Source organism: Limosilactobacillus sp. C0001E2 (assembly GCF_056590915.1).
The window spans coordinates 1-14,899 of sequence record NZ_JBWPXC010000010.1 but is presented as its reverse complement, the minus strand read 5'-3'; the positions used below and the strand labels follow the sequence as shown (position 1 = coordinate 14,899).

General features: G+C 42.0%; 13 protein-coding genes and 1 tRNA gene. 8 read left to right on the top strand and 6 right to left on the bottom strand.

The genetic code is table 11. The features are described from left to right. Positions 1 to 18 precede the first annotated feature (18 nt). Entirely contained in the window at positions 19 to 927 is a 909-nt protein-coding gene (locus AC1EKL_RS08105; RefSeq protein WP_480189653.1) for a lactate/malate family dehydrogenase, read from the top strand. On the opposite strand, the gene AC1EKL_RS08100 is transcribed toward AC1EKL_RS08105, so the two are convergent. Next, positions 924 to 1,493 (bottom strand): LOG family protein, encoded by a 570-nt coding sequence (locus tag AC1EKL_RS08100; protein ID WP_480189654.1) that lies wholly within the window; start codon positions 1,491 to 1,493, stop codon positions 924 to 926. The genes AC1EKL_RS08105 and AC1EKL_RS08100 overlap by 4 nt on opposite strands. 86 nt (positions 1,494 to 1,579) lie before the next feature. Next, the gene (locus AC1EKL_RS08095) at positions 1,580 to 1,954 is read right to left on the bottom strand and encodes a DUF4828 domain-containing protein (protein ID WP_480189660.1); all 375 of its coding nucleotides are present in this window, start codon (positions 1,952 to 1,954) and stop codon (positions 1,580 to 1,582) included. A 167-nt stretch (positions 1,955 to 2,121) separates the two neighbouring features. On the opposite strand from AC1EKL_RS08095, the gene AC1EKL_RS08090 reads away from it, so the two are divergent. The 5 genes from AC1EKL_RS08090 to wecB all read left to right on the top strand — a co-directional run bounded on the left by AC1EKL_RS08090 (position 2,122) and on the right by wecB (position 10,860). Beyond that, entirely contained in the window at positions 2,122 to 3,135 is a 1,014-nt protein-coding gene (locus AC1EKL_RS08090) for a Gfo/Idh/MocA family protein (RefSeq protein ID WP_480173422.1), read from the top strand. A 12-nt stretch (positions 3,136 to 3,147) separates the two neighbouring features. Continuing rightward, complete coding sequence (locus AC1EKL_RS08085) at positions 3,148 to 4,461, top strand: DEAD/DEAH box helicase (protein WP_480189655.1); 1,314 nt, start codon at positions 3,148 to 3,150, stop codon at positions 4,459 to 4,461. A 50-nt stretch (positions 4,462 to 4,511) separates the two neighbouring features. Then, positions 4,512 to 4,584: transfer RNA gene (locus tag AC1EKL_RS08080), tRNA-Arg, on the top strand. Between the two features lie 465 nt (positions 4,585 to 5,049). Next, entirely contained in the window at positions 5,050 to 9,597 is a 4,548-nt protein-coding gene (locus AC1EKL_RS08075; protein WP_480190066.1) for a mucin-binding protein, read from the top strand. A gap of 150 nt (positions 9,598 to 9,747) precedes the next feature. Next, positions 9,748 to 10,860: a non-hydrolyzing UDP-N-acetylglucosamine 2-epimerase gene (gene wecB, locus AC1EKL_RS08070; protein WP_480189657.1), complete on the top strand. Its 1,113-nt coding sequence runs from the start codon at positions 9,748 to 9,750 to the stop codon at positions 10,858 to 10,860. 141 nt (positions 10,861 to 11,001) lie between these two features. On the opposite strand, the gene AC1EKL_RS08065 is transcribed toward wecB, so the two are convergent. Both AC1EKL_RS08065 and AC1EKL_RS08060 read right to left on the bottom strand, forming a co-directional pair. Continuing rightward, entirely contained in the window at positions 11,002 to 11,580 is a 579-nt protein-coding gene (locus AC1EKL_RS08065; RefSeq protein ID WP_480190274.1) for a Fic/DOC family protein, read from the bottom strand. Between the two features lies 1 nt (position 11,581). After that, positions 11,582 to 11,992 (bottom strand): XRE family transcriptional regulator, encoded by a 411-nt coding sequence (locus AC1EKL_RS08060; protein WP_464465197.1) that lies wholly within the window; start codon positions 11,990 to 11,992, stop codon positions 11,582 to 11,584. A gap of 168 nt (positions 11,993 to 12,160) precedes the next feature. On the opposite strand from AC1EKL_RS08060, the gene AC1EKL_RS08055 reads away from it, so the two are divergent. Next, positions 12,161 to 12,979, top strand: coding sequence for an Rpn family recombination-promoting nuclease/putative transposase (locus tag AC1EKL_RS08055; protein ID WP_480189658.1), 819 nt, complete (start codon positions 12,161 to 12,163; stop codon positions 12,977 to 12,979). 30 nt (positions 12,980 to 13,009) lie between these two features. Here AC1EKL_RS08055 and AC1EKL_RS08050 read toward each other — a convergent pair whose 3' ends face one another. Further along, the gene (locus tag AC1EKL_RS08050) at positions 13,010 to 13,447 is read right to left on the bottom strand and encodes a GtrA family protein (RefSeq protein ID WP_480189662.1); all 438 of its coding nucleotides are present in this window, start codon (positions 13,445 to 13,447) and stop codon (positions 13,010 to 13,012) included. Continuing rightward, complete coding sequence (locus AC1EKL_RS08045) at positions 13,440 to 13,904, bottom strand: flavodoxin (protein WP_480190273.1); 465 nt, start codon at positions 13,902 to 13,904, stop codon at positions 13,440 to 13,442. The genes AC1EKL_RS08050 and AC1EKL_RS08045 overlap by 8 nt, the downstream gene beginning before the upstream one ends. Before the next feature lie 111 nt (positions 13,905 to 14,015). Here AC1EKL_RS08045 and map point away from each other — a divergent pair, with 111 nt between their 5' ends. After that, positions 14,016 to 14,876 (top strand): type I methionyl aminopeptidase, encoded by an 861-nt coding sequence (gene map, locus AC1EKL_RS08040; protein WP_464465200.1) that lies wholly within the window; start codon positions 14,016 to 14,018, stop codon positions 14,874 to 14,876. Positions 14,877 to 14,899: the final 23 nt, after the last annotated feature.

The following is a 14,899-nucleotide window of genomic DNA, read 5'->3' as shown; positions in this document are numbered from 1 at the left end:
TATGAGAGGAGAAAACTAATGCGTGAAATTGTAATCATTGGAGTTGGTCAAGTTGGTAGTGCACTGGCAGCGCAATTGTTAGCTACCCACCAAGTTGATCGTTTAACATTGCTGGATGAGAATGACGAACGGGTGGTGGGCCTGCAAAACGACCTCCAAGCCGGGTGGCCGACCGCCGAAATCAAGACCCAGGACTGGTCGAGTCTGCACACTGCGGATGTGATTATCACGGCTTTCGGTAATCGCCAGCAACTACAGGAGAATCGTTTTGGTGAATTAACGGTGAATGCCCAGACGGTTCATCAAATGGCAAAGCAGGTGCGTGAGGCCGATCTACAAGGAATTGTTCTTAACTTAGCCAATCCTAATGAAGCGTTAACCGCGCTGATTCAACAAGAATGGCTGCTTCCGCCTAAACAAGTCATTGGGTTGGGAACGGTGGTTGATACCGCACGGTTAAAGTTAGCCATTCAAAATACTAGCCAACAGAATGTGCACTCAATTGAAGGTTACGTATATGGCCAACACGATGGTAATTTGGTGACGGCCTGGTCAACGGTTCGGGTTAATGGACAAACAATTGATCGACCAATCTATGGAAAAAAGTTAGATGATCATGAACTGACGGTTCAGGCTAAGTTAAATGGTTTCTATGCACTCCGCGGGTTAGGGAGCGACTGGAACGCCGTGGTAGCTTGGACATTGCGGGTTCTGCAAGCCATTTTCACTAATAGTAACGCCACGTTTTCCCTAGCGGTCAATCAGCCTCAGTTTGGTGGGTATGTAAGTTATCCAGTTCAACTTAATCGTCAGGGAGTTGGTAACTATGTATTACTTCCCCTGTACCCGCTGGAAACTGAACAAATAAAAGTCGCCGCTAACGCGATTCAACAGCAGTTAACAGCGATGCAGAATGTCTTAAATTAGTGATATTGGCGGTAAGTTGGTGCTTGATAATGGTTCATGAAGTCCAGCATCTCGCCGAATGAATCGGTAAAACAAACGGCGTCTAGATATTCTTTTTCAAGAAATCCTTCTCGATTCATGACGACGAATTGTTCGTACATTTGATCATAAAAGTGGTTGTAATTGAAGAAGGCAACGGGTTTGGCATTATCACCAACTCCGGTCCATGAAGCCGCTTGGATAACTTCTTCGGCTGTTCCTAAACCACCAGGGAGGGCCACTAACCCATCCGCCATGTCCATCATCGTTTCCTTTCGCAAGTCCATGTTGGCAGTGACTTTCAGATCAGTGAGACGGGATAAACTGGTGTTACGGGAATAGAGTTCTTCAGTAATGACTCCATAGGCGTGACCGTTGTTATCCAAAACGTGGTTTGCAACGGTACCCATTAAACCAAACCGACCAGCACCATACACGAGGTCGATGTGGTTTTTCGCCATGGCGTCACCAAAAGCGGCTGCCATATCAATATATTCTTGGTTACAACCAGGACGGGCACCACAGTAAACTGCAAGTTTTTTAATCATGATTTCATCCCCAAATTTAGATTAATACCTGTATTTTAACATTGAACCACCAATCTAAGTAGCAAAAAAGCATGAGCCAAATCAACTCATGCCTTTTTACTAACCACTGGTTTAATCCGGTAGGCTTGTTCATCCGCTTCATCAATAATTTGAATCGGCATTTGTTCGTTCGCCTTAACGGTAATATGATACCCGAATTTATCAAGATACACTAGCTCCGTACTGCTCACCTGTTCAACCGTTGCGGGTATCTCTTGATGATCAATCCCCAACTTTAAATCCGGAGCAATGGTGATGATATGCGACCGCTTCCGTTCTTCGTTAAAGTATTCCCATGTACCAGCGTAAAACAGGGGAGAGGTCGTTGCGGGAGTTTTATGTCGTGAATGGCTGAAACCAAATGAACTTGAGATTCCAGCCATTAATCCCGCGCCGAACAAAAGCATTCCTTTTTTCTTCATCATTTGCCACTCTCCCAACAGTAATAATTTCTTTTATCGTTTGATCTAAATTAATTCATTACGTTCATTATACACAGATTTATGGAAGGGAAAGATTTCATTTCTGTTAAAAACTCGCAATAGTTTGTATAATAGAATAGTAAAGATTGCAAAGGAGATTGATGATAATGTTGAAACTTGGAATTATTGGTACTCATATCATTACTGATCAGATGTTAGATGCCGCTAAAACGACTGGTCGTTATCAATTAACGACGGTTTATTCACGGACGCTTGACCGGGCAAAACAATTTGGCAAACCTTACGGAGCAACCGAATTTTATGACAGTTTGGAAGACTTCTTTGATGAAGGCGACTTCGATGTGGTTTACATCGCTTCACCAAACAGTCTGCACTACGAACAAGTCCGCTTAGCAATTGAAAATGATAAGTTTATCATTCTGGAAAAGCCAGCGCTCGTCAATCCAGAAGAGTTTAGCGCAATCGAATCATTGTTGAAGGCCCACCCTAAGGCTCGTTTGATTGAAGCTGCCCGGCACATCCATACCGGCATTTACCAACAAGCTAAGGACAAGATGAAGGAAATGAAGACGATTCAGGGAGCTACCTTTACCGTCATGAAGTATTCTTCACGGTACGACAAGGTCTTAGCTGGTGAAAAGCCATATCCAAACATCTTTACTCCGGAATTTGCTGGTGGAGCTTTGCAAGACTTAGGGGTTTACGGTGTTTATGCGGCTGTGGACCTCTTTGGCACCCCTAATTCAGTCGTTTACTTCCCAACGATGGTCGCTAGCGGCGTTGATGGTAAAGGAGTTGCCATCTTAACCTATGACGATTTTGAAGTTACGTTGAACGTTGGTAAGACCGCGAACTCGTACCTTGGTTCTGAAATTTACGGCTTAAAGGATACGCTGTACTTTGACAGTATTTTCGATACCACTAAGGTAACGTATTACAACGATAAAAAGCAGGCGGAACCAATTAAGGCACCAGTTTTCTACACCAACTCAATGGTTGATGAAATGAACGATTTTGCGGATGTTTTCGAAAATCCAGACGATCAAGATCAACTGGCACGTTACAACAAGTGGTTTGATGAAGCCCGGGTTGTTAACTCAGTGATGTTTGACCTGCGTCAATCTGCTGATTTGATGTTCCCAGCTGATCGGAACCGTTAAAAAGGAGTTATTTTGAACGAGCAATTACAAGCACATTTTGAAAAACGCGGTTTTAAGAAACAAACTGCCATCCAAGCTGCCGTGTACGACGCATTGGCAGATGGCAAGACGGTGGTAGGAATCGCCCCGACTGGTTCTGGTAAGACGCTTGCCTTCACGTGGCCCTTATTGACCCGGGTGCAAGCTGGTGTGGGAATCCAAATTGTGGTTTTGGAACCTTCCCAAGAATTAGCGCTCCAGACTGCACGAGTAATGCGTGAATGGGCTGGCTTGTTAGGGATTAAGGTCCAATCATTAACCGGTGGTGCTAATCTCCGACGGCAAGTTGAACACCTTAAAAAGGGACATCCCGATATCGTCGTGGGAACGCCAGGGCGGATTCTTCACTTGCTGGATAGTCGTCATCTGAAGTTAAAACACCTGAAGACGCTGGTCATTGACGAAGCTGATGACTTACTCCGTGATGATACTCAGGCAGTGGTGGAAGATATTGAACGGCGGACACCGCTAAGTACCCAGCTGGCATTTTTCTCGGCCACTAGTTCCAAACAATTAAGTCAGGCGGATGTTATTTTTGGCCGGGATGTAGTTAAGTATGACGTTCGTAAACAAGACGATAGTCGGGGCCCGGTTAAGCATGGTCTGCTATATGCGCGAACCATGGCGCAAAAGGCGCAAATGCTGGAACGATTAAGCAAAACCAAGAATTTCCGGGCACTGGTTTTCTTCTCTAGTATTAAGACTCTTCACTACACGGCGAGTCGTTTGAAACACGCGGGAGTTTCGTCCGCAACTCTAGGTGGTCGCCAACGACAAACGGAACGGGAAAAGGTAATGCGCCAGTTCCGGAAGCACCAGATTAAATTGCTGCTGACCACGGATGTGGCGGCCCGGGGAATCGACATTCCAAAATTACCAGCGGTGGTTAATTACGAGTTACCCCAATCAGTGGAAGAGTACGTTCATCGGACAGGACGGACTGGCCGACAAGGAGAACCTGGTCTAGTAGTAAACCTTGGTGATGACCACGACTTTCGGGACTTAAAGAAGTTATTGAAGGCAACGGATTATCATTTACAACCACTAACAATCGATAATCGTAAGTTAACAGAAGAAACGGGCGATGAGACGACCAAAAATGAAACCGTCCGTCACGAAAATGCTAAGCGGATCCAGAAGGCGCAGCATCAACGCTCAAATACTGTCAAGAAGTCAGTCCAGCGAACGTTGGATACTTTCACTAAGCCAAAAAAGAAGAAGCGTCATAAACAGCGTAAGAATAAGGGGATTCGTCTGAAACATCGGCGGAAATCCGCAAATAAATAAGGAAATTATCTTTACTTCAAATTAAAAGAATGGGATAATTTCCCTTGTTTGGTCCCATAGTATAACTGGATAGTACATCCGCCTCCTAAGCGGCCGATTCCGGTTCGAGTCCGGATGGGACCATTAATGAATGACGAGCATCGTTATCTAGAATTGGATAGCGATGCTTTTTATTATGAAGAATTTATCATTCGTTAGTCTTATAAATTTTGTTATGAGGGGGGTACTGATAAGACCGCTTTTTACAAGATGTTTGCTTCAAGCGATAAGCGAAAATTTTCTTTAACGTTTTCTACAGCGAAAAAGCTTTCCACCCTTAGCTATGAAAAGCCGTAAGGTCGGGTTTGGGGGTATTATCGAGCGAATAGGAAAAATTAAATAACGAAAAAATCGGTTGATGGTTGATTTGACAACGTTTTGAGCCATTTCTAAGATAAAGAATGTAAAATTTGCAAAAGGAATGGAGTAAAAAATGGTTTCGAAAAATAATCAATGGCAAAAGCGACAAAAAGAAATGCAAACTGTCCAACATTTTGGGATTCGTAAGTTAACGGTTGGGTTTCTTCGGTTTTACTAGGATTATCTTTTATGGGAATGGCCGCCACGAATGTGAAGGCTGATACAGTTAGTGGTAGTCAAGCAACCGATGTGGCAGCAGAACAAGCAACAGATAGTGCCAAGAAAGCAAATGTTCCGGCACCTGCAAATGATGTGCAGAAGGGTGCTGATCAAAAGTCAACAACACCAGTAGCTTCACAAACTCAAACAGTTCAAGTGAATGATTTGAAAAAGGCTGCAGCAACTGTACCAGCAAATAGCTTGAAAGAAAGCAAAGCTGTTTCTGCGGAACCGGAAGCACAGAATGTTGATACTAATTTGGATTGGAACGGTGGTAAAAAGTTAGCTAATCAAACTAACTGGACTTCTTCACAATGGTCAAGCTTTGGATATGATGGTCAATTTGATATTGCTCTAAAGAATTTGGTAGCCGGAAATAATATTGTAATTGGTGATTACAATGCCACTTCGAGTAATGAAAAATACATGTTCTTTACGGGTGATGGTGGTAATCACTGGATTAGTTATACTGATCCTAAGACTCATGAAGTAATTTCTGAAATTGGTAAAATGTATGTCACCGGAAATGGGCAACATGGGCAAGTCATTTTAAATATTAATAAGTCAATTTATGATGCTCAACGTGATAAGGATGAAGCTGACAAATTAATTCACTTCGATTTTGTTATTACGGATTTTGTAATTGTTAATCACCAAACAGATCCACATATTTACAAAGAAGCAACTAAGCAGAATCCATATATTGAGACGATGGAATTCACTGGGAAAAAGTATCAATTCAATATTGTTCCCCAATTATATGATGTGAAGAAAAACCGTAATCTCGAAGGATTCACTCCTTATGGACAGACTGATACTGGTGCTTTACAAAACTATGCCCATGATTATGCAATTCGTGATGATCAAACATTTCAAGATTTGCAAAATAGTCAGGGGCAAAAGGGAAATGTCTACATTCCAGATACTTATAAATTTTATTACAAGGTAACTGTTAAGGACCCTAGTGACTTGGCGAACTATGGTTTTCATAGTCCACGAGTTGATTACTTCACTAATTCGAGTTCGATTAATAGTGATGGAAAAATGACTGATGAAGGTCACCAAATGAACGGGGCAAACGTTCCGTTGTCTAAAGCTGCAGACAATCAATCATTTGATGAATTAGATGCAACCGTTGGGAAAGATGGTGCCAGTTGGTCTAAGCAGGCTGATGGTAGTTATCTTTTCGTAGTTCATATTTCACCCGATACCATTCGGCGACATGTTTATGTTCCTGATGGGTTAAAAAATACCAATACTGTTGTTTTTGATAAAGATGAGGGAAAAGCTAATCAAGTCACTTATCATTTTTATCAAGAAGGTGCAATGAAAGGTTTGCCAACTTGTATTATTCCTGAAATCCGCATTTACTATAACAATTACAGTACCACCGCACCTAAATATACTCTACACACTATGAAAAAGCAGGGTGATAAGTACGTAGAAGATGGTAGGGCTAGTGGCACAATGTCACCGATTGTTGATACTTCCGATACTAAAGGTCAAGCGGGAATTACAGTTCACTATTTAAATGGTCAGACTGGTGAAGCAATGGATGGTTATACTACCGTAACCACGACTTTTGGCGAACCGGGAGCGTCAAGTAAGATTGAGATTCCTAATTTTATGGGATACCATCTACGGAAGAGTAAAGCGACTGGTGATATTACATTCGACAATAATTCCAAACAGTCAGTTAAGGCTGGTGATATTGTTGTAAATAGTGAAGATGGTGTAATCAAGTTACCAGCTGCAGATACAATTTCCAACGTTTATCTTGTATTCGATGGGGACAATAGAACAGATACAGTTGAATACTATGATGAAGATGATAACAACAAATTGCTAAAGTCTGACTCAATCAGTGGTAAGGTTGGTCAAACCAAGGCTTACTCCACAACTAATATTATTAGTAAAGAATTCAAAAACTATAAGGTTGATGAAGATGAATTAGCGACAGAAAATGCTAATAAAGGGATTAACGGGATTGAATTTAATGCTTCGGGAAACCATACTTATAAGGTTTACTTGAAACATGCTACTCAGGATAGTTCTGCAACAGATTCTGTAAGTCGAACAATTATCTATCAATACCAACATGGGGAAAAGGCAGCTGATTCGAATACACAAACTCTTAAGTTTACTCACCACGTTACGAAAGACTTGGTAACTGGAAAGAATACTGTAGATTATTGGGATGGTGAGAAGTCATTCAACTCTGTTCCTTCACCGAAGATTGCTGGTTATACTCCAAGTAAAGAAACTGTTGAAGCAAAGTCTGTAAAGCACGATGATGTTATTCCAGATACTTATGTTGTATACAGTCCAAATATCCAAAAGGTAACAGTTAAATACATTGATGATAACGATCAAGGTAAAGTTTTAGCTGATGATGAACTATCAGGAGCTAGTGATAGCGAGAGCGATTACCAAGTTCGTGACTATTCAAACCAAGGTTACAAGGTAAAGAGCAGAAACGTGCCAGCCACCATAGTATTTGATCATGATGACTCAGCTTCACAGGATTACGAAGTTCATTTAGTCCACCAACACACCACGGTTACGTCTGATCATCCAAAGACTCCTAAGGACGTATTACCGGATAATCCCGGTAAGAAATATCCGCAGGGTGTTGATCAGGATAATTTAAATAGCGAGGTTCATGAAACGATTCGCATTGAAGATCCACATACCCATAAGGTGGCAACTTATAATGAAACACTTCGGTTTACCCGAACTGCTGATGTCGATGAAGTAACTGGTGAGATTACTAAGTATGGTGACTGGTTACGCGAAGGAACCAAGCAGGATCAAGGAACGTTTGCTAAATATGACATTCCAACTGTGAAGGGTTACACCCCACATGAAAAGAATTCAAATACTAGTGCCGAAGACCTTGTTCTGATCGAAGTACCAAGTGACAATGATTTGGAAAAGGAAACGGACGGTCACTACGAAATTAAACCTATGAAGGTTAATCATGGTAGTGATGATATTAACATTGATGTTGTTTACTCACCTAATCCACAAAAGGCATCGATTTCATATATCGATGATGTAACTGGGGAAACTTTAACAACAGTTCAATATACTGGAGTTACTGATCAAGTCATTGATACTAAAGCTAATGATAAGGTTAGTGAATATGAAAAGGATGGTTACAAATTAGCTGATCATGCGGTGGTCCCAGCTCAGATTACATTTGATAACGATGATCAAAATGATCAAGCCTATGTTGTTCATTTGACTCATAACCACACTACCGTTCAACCAACAGATCCTAAAACACCGGATGCCACTATTCCAGGAACAGACCAGAAGTACCCACATGGAGTTAGCCACGATGATCTGAATAAAGAAATTACGCGGACTATTAACATTAGTGGTGATCCACGGAACAAAGACAAGTCAACGAAGACGACAGTTACTTTGACTCGGACAGCAGATGTTGACGAAGTTACTGGTAAAGTAACATACGGTGACTGGTCCAAAGGTCACTTTAACCAGACAAGTATGGATCTTGTTCCGGGCTATACTTATCACATCAAACAGCTTTCAAATGACGGTATTGATGCTCAAGCGGACTTAGCAGATATTCCAGCTGAAGATGTTACGGAGGAGACACCAAATGAAGTGTTTGACGTTCACTACACGCCAGATGATCAATCAGCTTATCTGAACTTTGTGGATGATGATAGTAAGACAGACCTCGCTAACTGGGATCAAGCACAAGGGAAGAGTGATCGTGGTCCAATTAGTTTTGCACATGCGACCCAGATCATGGATGCTTACGCTAAACAAGGTTACCAATTCGTAGACGTTACGAATGATTCTACGAAGGTAACGCTGGATGGTCAAACGTTGGCTGAAGCATTGAAGAATTTAGGCAATTACGATCACGTTGATTATGTTGATCAAATCTTTACGGTACATCTGATTCACGGCCGCACCACGGTTCAACCAACTGATCCAAAGACGCCGGATGATACTATTCCTGGGACGGATCAGAAGTACCCAGATGGGGTCAGCCATGATGACCTCAACCGGACAGTAACGCGGACCATTACAGTTAACTATCCTGATGGCCGGAAGAAAACGATTGTCCAAAAGGCAACCTTTACCCGGACCGCAGACGTTGATGACGTTACAGGAAAGGTGACCTATGGTAAATGGAATCGTGATGCACAACAGTTAGCTGAATTCACGGCTCCTTCAGTACCGGGCTACTTACCAGATATTGCGGTGGTTGAAGCGGTCACGGTAACGCCTGATAGTGATGATTTAACGGTTGAAATTAACTATCATGTTGATCCAGCGGTTGAGGCTGCTCGGCAGGCTCGTTTAGCTCAAAGCAACGCCATTAGTGCAGCTAACCAGGGACAAACGAAGGGCCAACGCAATGAAGTCCATCAATTACCACAAACTGGTAACGACCATGATGGCGCATTAATTGGCTTAGGTATTGCTGGTGCGATGAGTATGCTTGGTTTAGCTAAGACTAAGCGTCGTCACAACTAAATAAAATGAAGAGATTGGGGACTTACCCAGTCTCTTTGCTTTTTATAGAGCTAATGGTGGGGATTACGACTCGGGATACGCTAGTTTTATAATCAAAATCGCGGTACAATTAAGCATGAAATTTTTTATTAGACACAAGGAGGTGACAACATGGCTCGATTACGGATTATGATTTTATTTGGGACCCGGGCGGAAGTAATCAAGATGGCCCCGATCATCAAGCTGATGAAGCAGGATCCAGAAACTTTCGAACCAATTATTGTTGTTGCTTCTAAGCAGTATCAGCAACTGCACCAAGCGATGCACTTCTTCGGTATTGATTCCGATTTTGATTTGAATGTGAAGTCTAGTCGCGAGATCGGGATGATTGAGCAGCTCAGTCAGTTGTTGCATAATTTTCAAACGGTAATTAGTGCCGCCCAGCCGGACATGCTGATGGTTTTGGGGGACACGATTACGACCCTGGCGGCTAGTTTGAGTGCTTTTTATAATCGTTTGCCAGTTGCTCATGTCGAGGCCGGTTTGCGAACATATGATAAGCTCAATCCATTTCCGGATGAAATGCAGCGTCACTTGACTGATACACTGAGTGATGTGTTTTTTGCACCAACTGAGCAGGCGCGCGATAATTTATTGAATGAGCAGGTGGCCGACGAACGGATCTTTGTGACTGGAAATACGGTTGTTGACACGGTGACGCAGTACTATGATCCGGATTATCATAGTAAACTTCTAGATTCGATTCCCAACGATCATGATTTGATTTTGCTGACGATGGGACGGATTGAAAATACTGGTTTCCCAATGGAACGCGTTTTCCGCACGATGCGTGATGTGGTGGAAACGAACCCGAATGTCGAATTGGTTTGCCCGGTCGCGACCGATTCAGCAGCTTTTGGGATTGCCACGGAGATTTTAGCGAACCGCGATCGCATTCATGTAATGCCCCTCATGGACTTGGGAGACTTTTTAAATACGGCGGCCCGGAGTAAATTTATTTTGACGGATTCAGCAGGGACGGTTGAAGAGGCATCAGTGTTCCATAAGCCGGTATTGCTGTTGCGGAAGAACACGGAACGTTTGGAAGCCATTAAGGCTGGAACGGCTAAGGTCGTAGGAACGGATCCAACAAGTATTCAGCAGGCGACGTTCTCGTTGCTCCACGATAAGAAGTTTTATAATCGGATGACGTCCGGAGGCCAGCTCTTCGGTGATGGTCATGCTGCCGATCAAATTGTTGAGATTATTAAGCGGGAATTTTAAAGATGAAGTAATGGAAGTTGCAAAGTTGTTTGCGAATAATTAAAAAGAATTCATGACGTAAGTCAAAAACAGAGATAAGGAATTAGTGGCTTCCTTATCTCTGTTTTACTTTTTCATATTTAATAATTGCTTTTTAGCATTCTATTGAAAGGCCACCTGCTGGCTATCAATATATGTAATTTTGATAAACTTTTGTATTTTTACCAAGTCGGATTGGTTTAGAGCGACAATAACTTCATGATCTTGCCGATTGTAATCAATAGATTGATGATGGTTAGCCGCAAGTAATTGGATAAATAAACGAGTAGTGCGGCCGTTTCCCTCTCTAAAAGGGTGTAGATAATTAAGTGAATCTAGTAATTGGGCATATTGTTTACTGGATGGCTTCACCGTGTTTTTAATCATCTTTAATTGGTGGGTAATATTAGTAATAGCGGTGTCAAAGGCAGTTGGCGGCATAAAATCTGTTTCGCTCTTGGATAAATAGTAATCACGAAATTGACCGGTCCAGCTATAAATTTCCCCAAATAGGAACCGGTGAATTTTGGCGAAATCATCAATACTCTTAATTACATAGCCATGATGTAATAGCCAAACAGCATTGTGAGCTACCGTACGATACTCCACCGTGCTTAACTTAGCCGCATCTTGTAAATTGAGCTTATTACGAAGAGTACCGTTAGGGTAGAGAAAGTATTGTTTCAGTTCTTCGTCGGTCATATTATTCACCGAAAATTTCCTTAAATCTTTGATTTAACTCTGGATGGCTGATTTCAGCAAAAGCTTTTAGTTCTTCAATGTCCGCCCGAGAAGGTTGCCATCCTTCCATCACGTTGTTTTTCACAGAAAATTTAATATTCCGATAGATCTCTGGATCAGGAATTTTAACTCCCTGGATGGTTTGGGCCTGATCGTCAATTGTTAAGGAATATTGATCCCCTTGCAATAAGTGGAGCAGTTTTTCTGGAGATTCATTAATGGCTGTTGCGACCCCGTTAAGGATTCGAATGGTCCAAGTGCTAATAGGGCGTTTAAAGGCATTACTAAGTGTAGTTTTGCTAATCCCTGATTTATGGGAAATATTGGTAATGTTGGTATCATAGTTGGCCATTACTTCATTGACGCTCATCATTATGAATCAACACCTTAATAAAATCATTTTAAATCTATTATACCAAATATAGTATATTGGTTACCAGAACAGGTACAAACGATGCACATTTTCTTTTTACTAATTGAGAGAATAAAAATTACCACCTTTGCCGTAATTAAATGATAGAGGCAAAAAGAGGTGGTAATTATGAAAAATCAGATTAGCCTTCAGGAAGACTTTGTATTCGGTAGTGTAATGAGTAACCGGAAGTTGTGTCAGCACCTCATCCAACTTATACTACCGGAACTCAAAATTAGTCATATTAAATTTCCCACGCTGCAAAAGGCTGTCCAGGAAGATCCGCGACAGCATGGTGTCCGCTTTGATGTCTACACAGAGGATCAGAATGGTGTGTACGAAATTGATATGCAGGTACGACATACAAAAGGACTAGCAAAACGGGTTCGGTATTATCAGAGCCGAATTGACGGTGATTTATTAAATCATGGTGAAGGTTATGAATTGATGAAACGGTCATACGTCATTTTTATTTGTCCGTTTGATCCATATGGAAAGGAATTGCACAAATACGAATTTCGTAATTTGTGTGTTCATGATCATAAAATTGAAATGATGGATGGTCGCACAGCAATCTTTCTGAATACCAAGGGAATTGAAAATGATGTCTCAAAGGCCTTGCAAAACTTCTTACACTATGTGGATAATAAAGAAGTAAAGAATGATCAGTATGTGGATGAACTCCACGATTACATTCAACAACTTTGTCAGAACACTAAGTGGAGGCATGATTATATGGATAATAAAACACATATGATGTTTCATGATGAAGATGTCCGTGCAGAAGGTATAAATATTGGAAAAAAAGAAGGAGAAAATAGTGCTATTAAAAAGATGATTGCTACGACGCGCCAGTTAGGTGTGCCAGAAGATCAATTGCGCCAAAAGGTCCAGGCTGAATTTCACCTATCAGATCAAGAAGTTGCTAAGTTGTTTGCAGATAAGTAAAAGGAGTTGGCGATATTTCGCGTCAACTCCTTATTTGTCCTCAATTTTATCGTTGCTTTTAAAAATTAACCATTTTGAGAAAATGTAGTTAGCAATTACCACCACGACGTTATCTAATGTTTTGCCGATTAGTTGCTCAAGTGGTGCGCGCATCCCCAGCACGCTTAATGCTAACCACATGAATGCCATGTCCATCAATAAGGTGACGCCCCGGTAAAAGAAAAATTCGATAATTTCAATCCAAAAGGCTTTCCACGTAGTGTATGGTGAACCAAATACCCAGACCTTATTAGTAAAGAAGGCAACCAATACTGACAAGAACCAGGCAATGACGGTTGCCACCTCGTAGTTCCAATGCAGTCCCGTACTCATCCATTGGTAAGAAGCAATGTTGACAATTGTGGTAACTACACCCCAAAAAAGGTAGGCCACGACCTGCTTATATTTATTCCAAAGTTCCTTAATCATCATTTGCTCCCGTCTTGGATTGATCGATTAGCTTGTCGACAAAGGCATCAAGTGTCTTAATGTCATCTTCATCAGGGGCAAGGTTAATGTGGACGTTCTCCGCTCCTTTAGTAGCACCAGCAGCGTCAAAGGCTTCACCAAATTTATCGACGGCAACACAAAAGTCGTCGGCATAAGCAGTATCACCAGAACCAGCGACGCCGTACACTTTACCATGCAGGTCTGCTTCCTGTAGATCGTCAAAGAAGTCTAGTCCTTCATCTGGCAAGACCCCTTCATCGTAGGTGTATGGACATACAACACAAATGTCTGCATCTTCAAAGTCTGCGACATCAGCCATGGTCATTTCATTTTCGTCAACTTCAACGCCGTGACTTTCGAGCGCATCAGTAACGATGTCGGCAACGTCTTCGTTATTTCCAGTAATGGTTGCAAATACAACAACTGCTTTCATCATGATTCCTCCGTTCAATTAAATGCAAGGGCTAGTATATCACAAAAGCGGTTCGTTGCGGATAGTGCTATACTAAATACTGAGATTTTAAAAATTAAGGGAGTAATTCAGAACATGATTAGTCTTAAGTCACCCCGAGAAATTCGGGCAATGGAAGTTGCTGGTGCTGCGCTGGCGGGGATGCATATTGGTCTCCAAAAGATTGTTCGTCCAGGAATTTCATCGTGGGTTATCGAAGAATTTGCCCGGAAGTATTTCAAGGCTGCTGGTGCAAAGGCGGAACAAATTGGTTTTGAAGGTTACAAGTATGCGACCTGTGTCAGTGTAAACGATGAAATTTGCCACGGCTTTCCACGGAAAAAGTTGATTTTAAAGGATGGCGATTTGGTCAAGATCGACACTGTGGTTAGTGTTGATGGGGCCTTTTCTGATTCTTGCTGGTCATATGCGGTTGGCGAAGTTAAGCCAGAAATCAAAAAGTTGATGGATGTCACAAAGAAGGCTCTTTACATGGGCATTGATCAATGTGTTCCTGGCAACCGGATTGGTGACATTGGTGCCGTTATTCAGCATTACACTGAAGATGAAAATGGCTATGGTGATGTGCGTGAATTCGTTGGCCATGGTATTCAGCCAACAATGCACGAAGATCCAATGGTGCCACACTATGGTGAACATGGTCAAGGAGTTCGGCTTCGTAAGGGTATGACCATTACGGTAGAACCGATGATTAACACGGGCACCTGGGAAGCTGACACGAGTGATCCAGATGGCTGGTTAGCGAAGACTGCTGATGGTGGCTGGTCTTGCCAGTATGAACATACGTTAGTGATCACGGATGACGGTCCCAAGATTTTGACTTCACAGGATCCGGAAGCGGATGCCAAGTACATGTACGATGATGAATATGCGAAGGATTTAAAGCATTATTCAGAAATTGCATTACGGGTGGCTAAGCCATTTGAAGAAAAATAATGAAAATGGGGCTGTGACACAAA

Bases quoted from the DNA above. Each gene is read 5' to 3' on its own strand.
- AC1EKL_RS08105 (WP_480189653.1), top strand. From the start codon at position 19: ATGCGTGAAATTGTAATCATTGGAGTTGGTCAAGTTGGTAGTGCACTG.
- AC1EKL_RS08100 (WP_480189654.1), bottom strand. From the start codon at position 1,493: ATGATTAAAAAACTTGCAGTTTACTGTGGTGCCCGTCCTGGTTGTAAC.
- AC1EKL_RS08095 (WP_480189660.1), bottom strand. From the start codon at position 1,954: ATGAAGAAAAAAGGAATGCTTTTGTTCGGCGCGGGATTAATGGCTGGA.
- AC1EKL_RS08090 (WP_480173422.1), top strand. From the start codon at position 2,122: ATGTTGAAACTTGGAATTATTGGTACTCATATCATTACTGATCAGATG.
- AC1EKL_RS08075 (WP_480190066.1), top strand. From the start codon at position 5,050: ATGGGAATGGCCGCCACGAATGTGAAGGCTGATACAGTTAGTGGTAGT.
- wecB (WP_480189657.1), top strand. From the start codon at position 9,748: ATGGCTCGATTACGGATTATGATTTTATTTGGGACCCGGGCGGAAGTA.
- AC1EKL_RS08065 (WP_480190274.1), bottom strand. From the start codon at position 11,580: ATGACCGACGAAGAACTGAAACAATACTTTCTCTACCCTAACGGTACT.
- AC1EKL_RS08060 (WP_464465197.1), bottom strand. From the start codon at position 11,992: ATGATGAGCGTCAATGAAGTAATGGCCAACTATGATACCAACATTACC.
- AC1EKL_RS08055 (WP_480189658.1), top strand. From the start codon at position 12,161: ATGAAAAATCAGATTAGCCTTCAGGAAGACTTTGTATTCGGTAGTGTA.
- AC1EKL_RS08050 (WP_480189662.1), bottom strand. From the start codon at position 13,447: ATGATTAAGGAACTTTGGAATAAATATAAGCAGGTCGTGGCCTACCTT.
- AC1EKL_RS08045 (WP_480190273.1), bottom strand. From the start codon at position 13,904: ATGATGAAAGCAGTTGTTGTATTTGCAACCATTACTGGAAATAACGAA.
- map (WP_464465200.1), top strand. From the start codon at position 14,016: ATGATTAGTCTTAAGTCACCCCGAGAAATTCGGGCAATGGAAGTTGCT.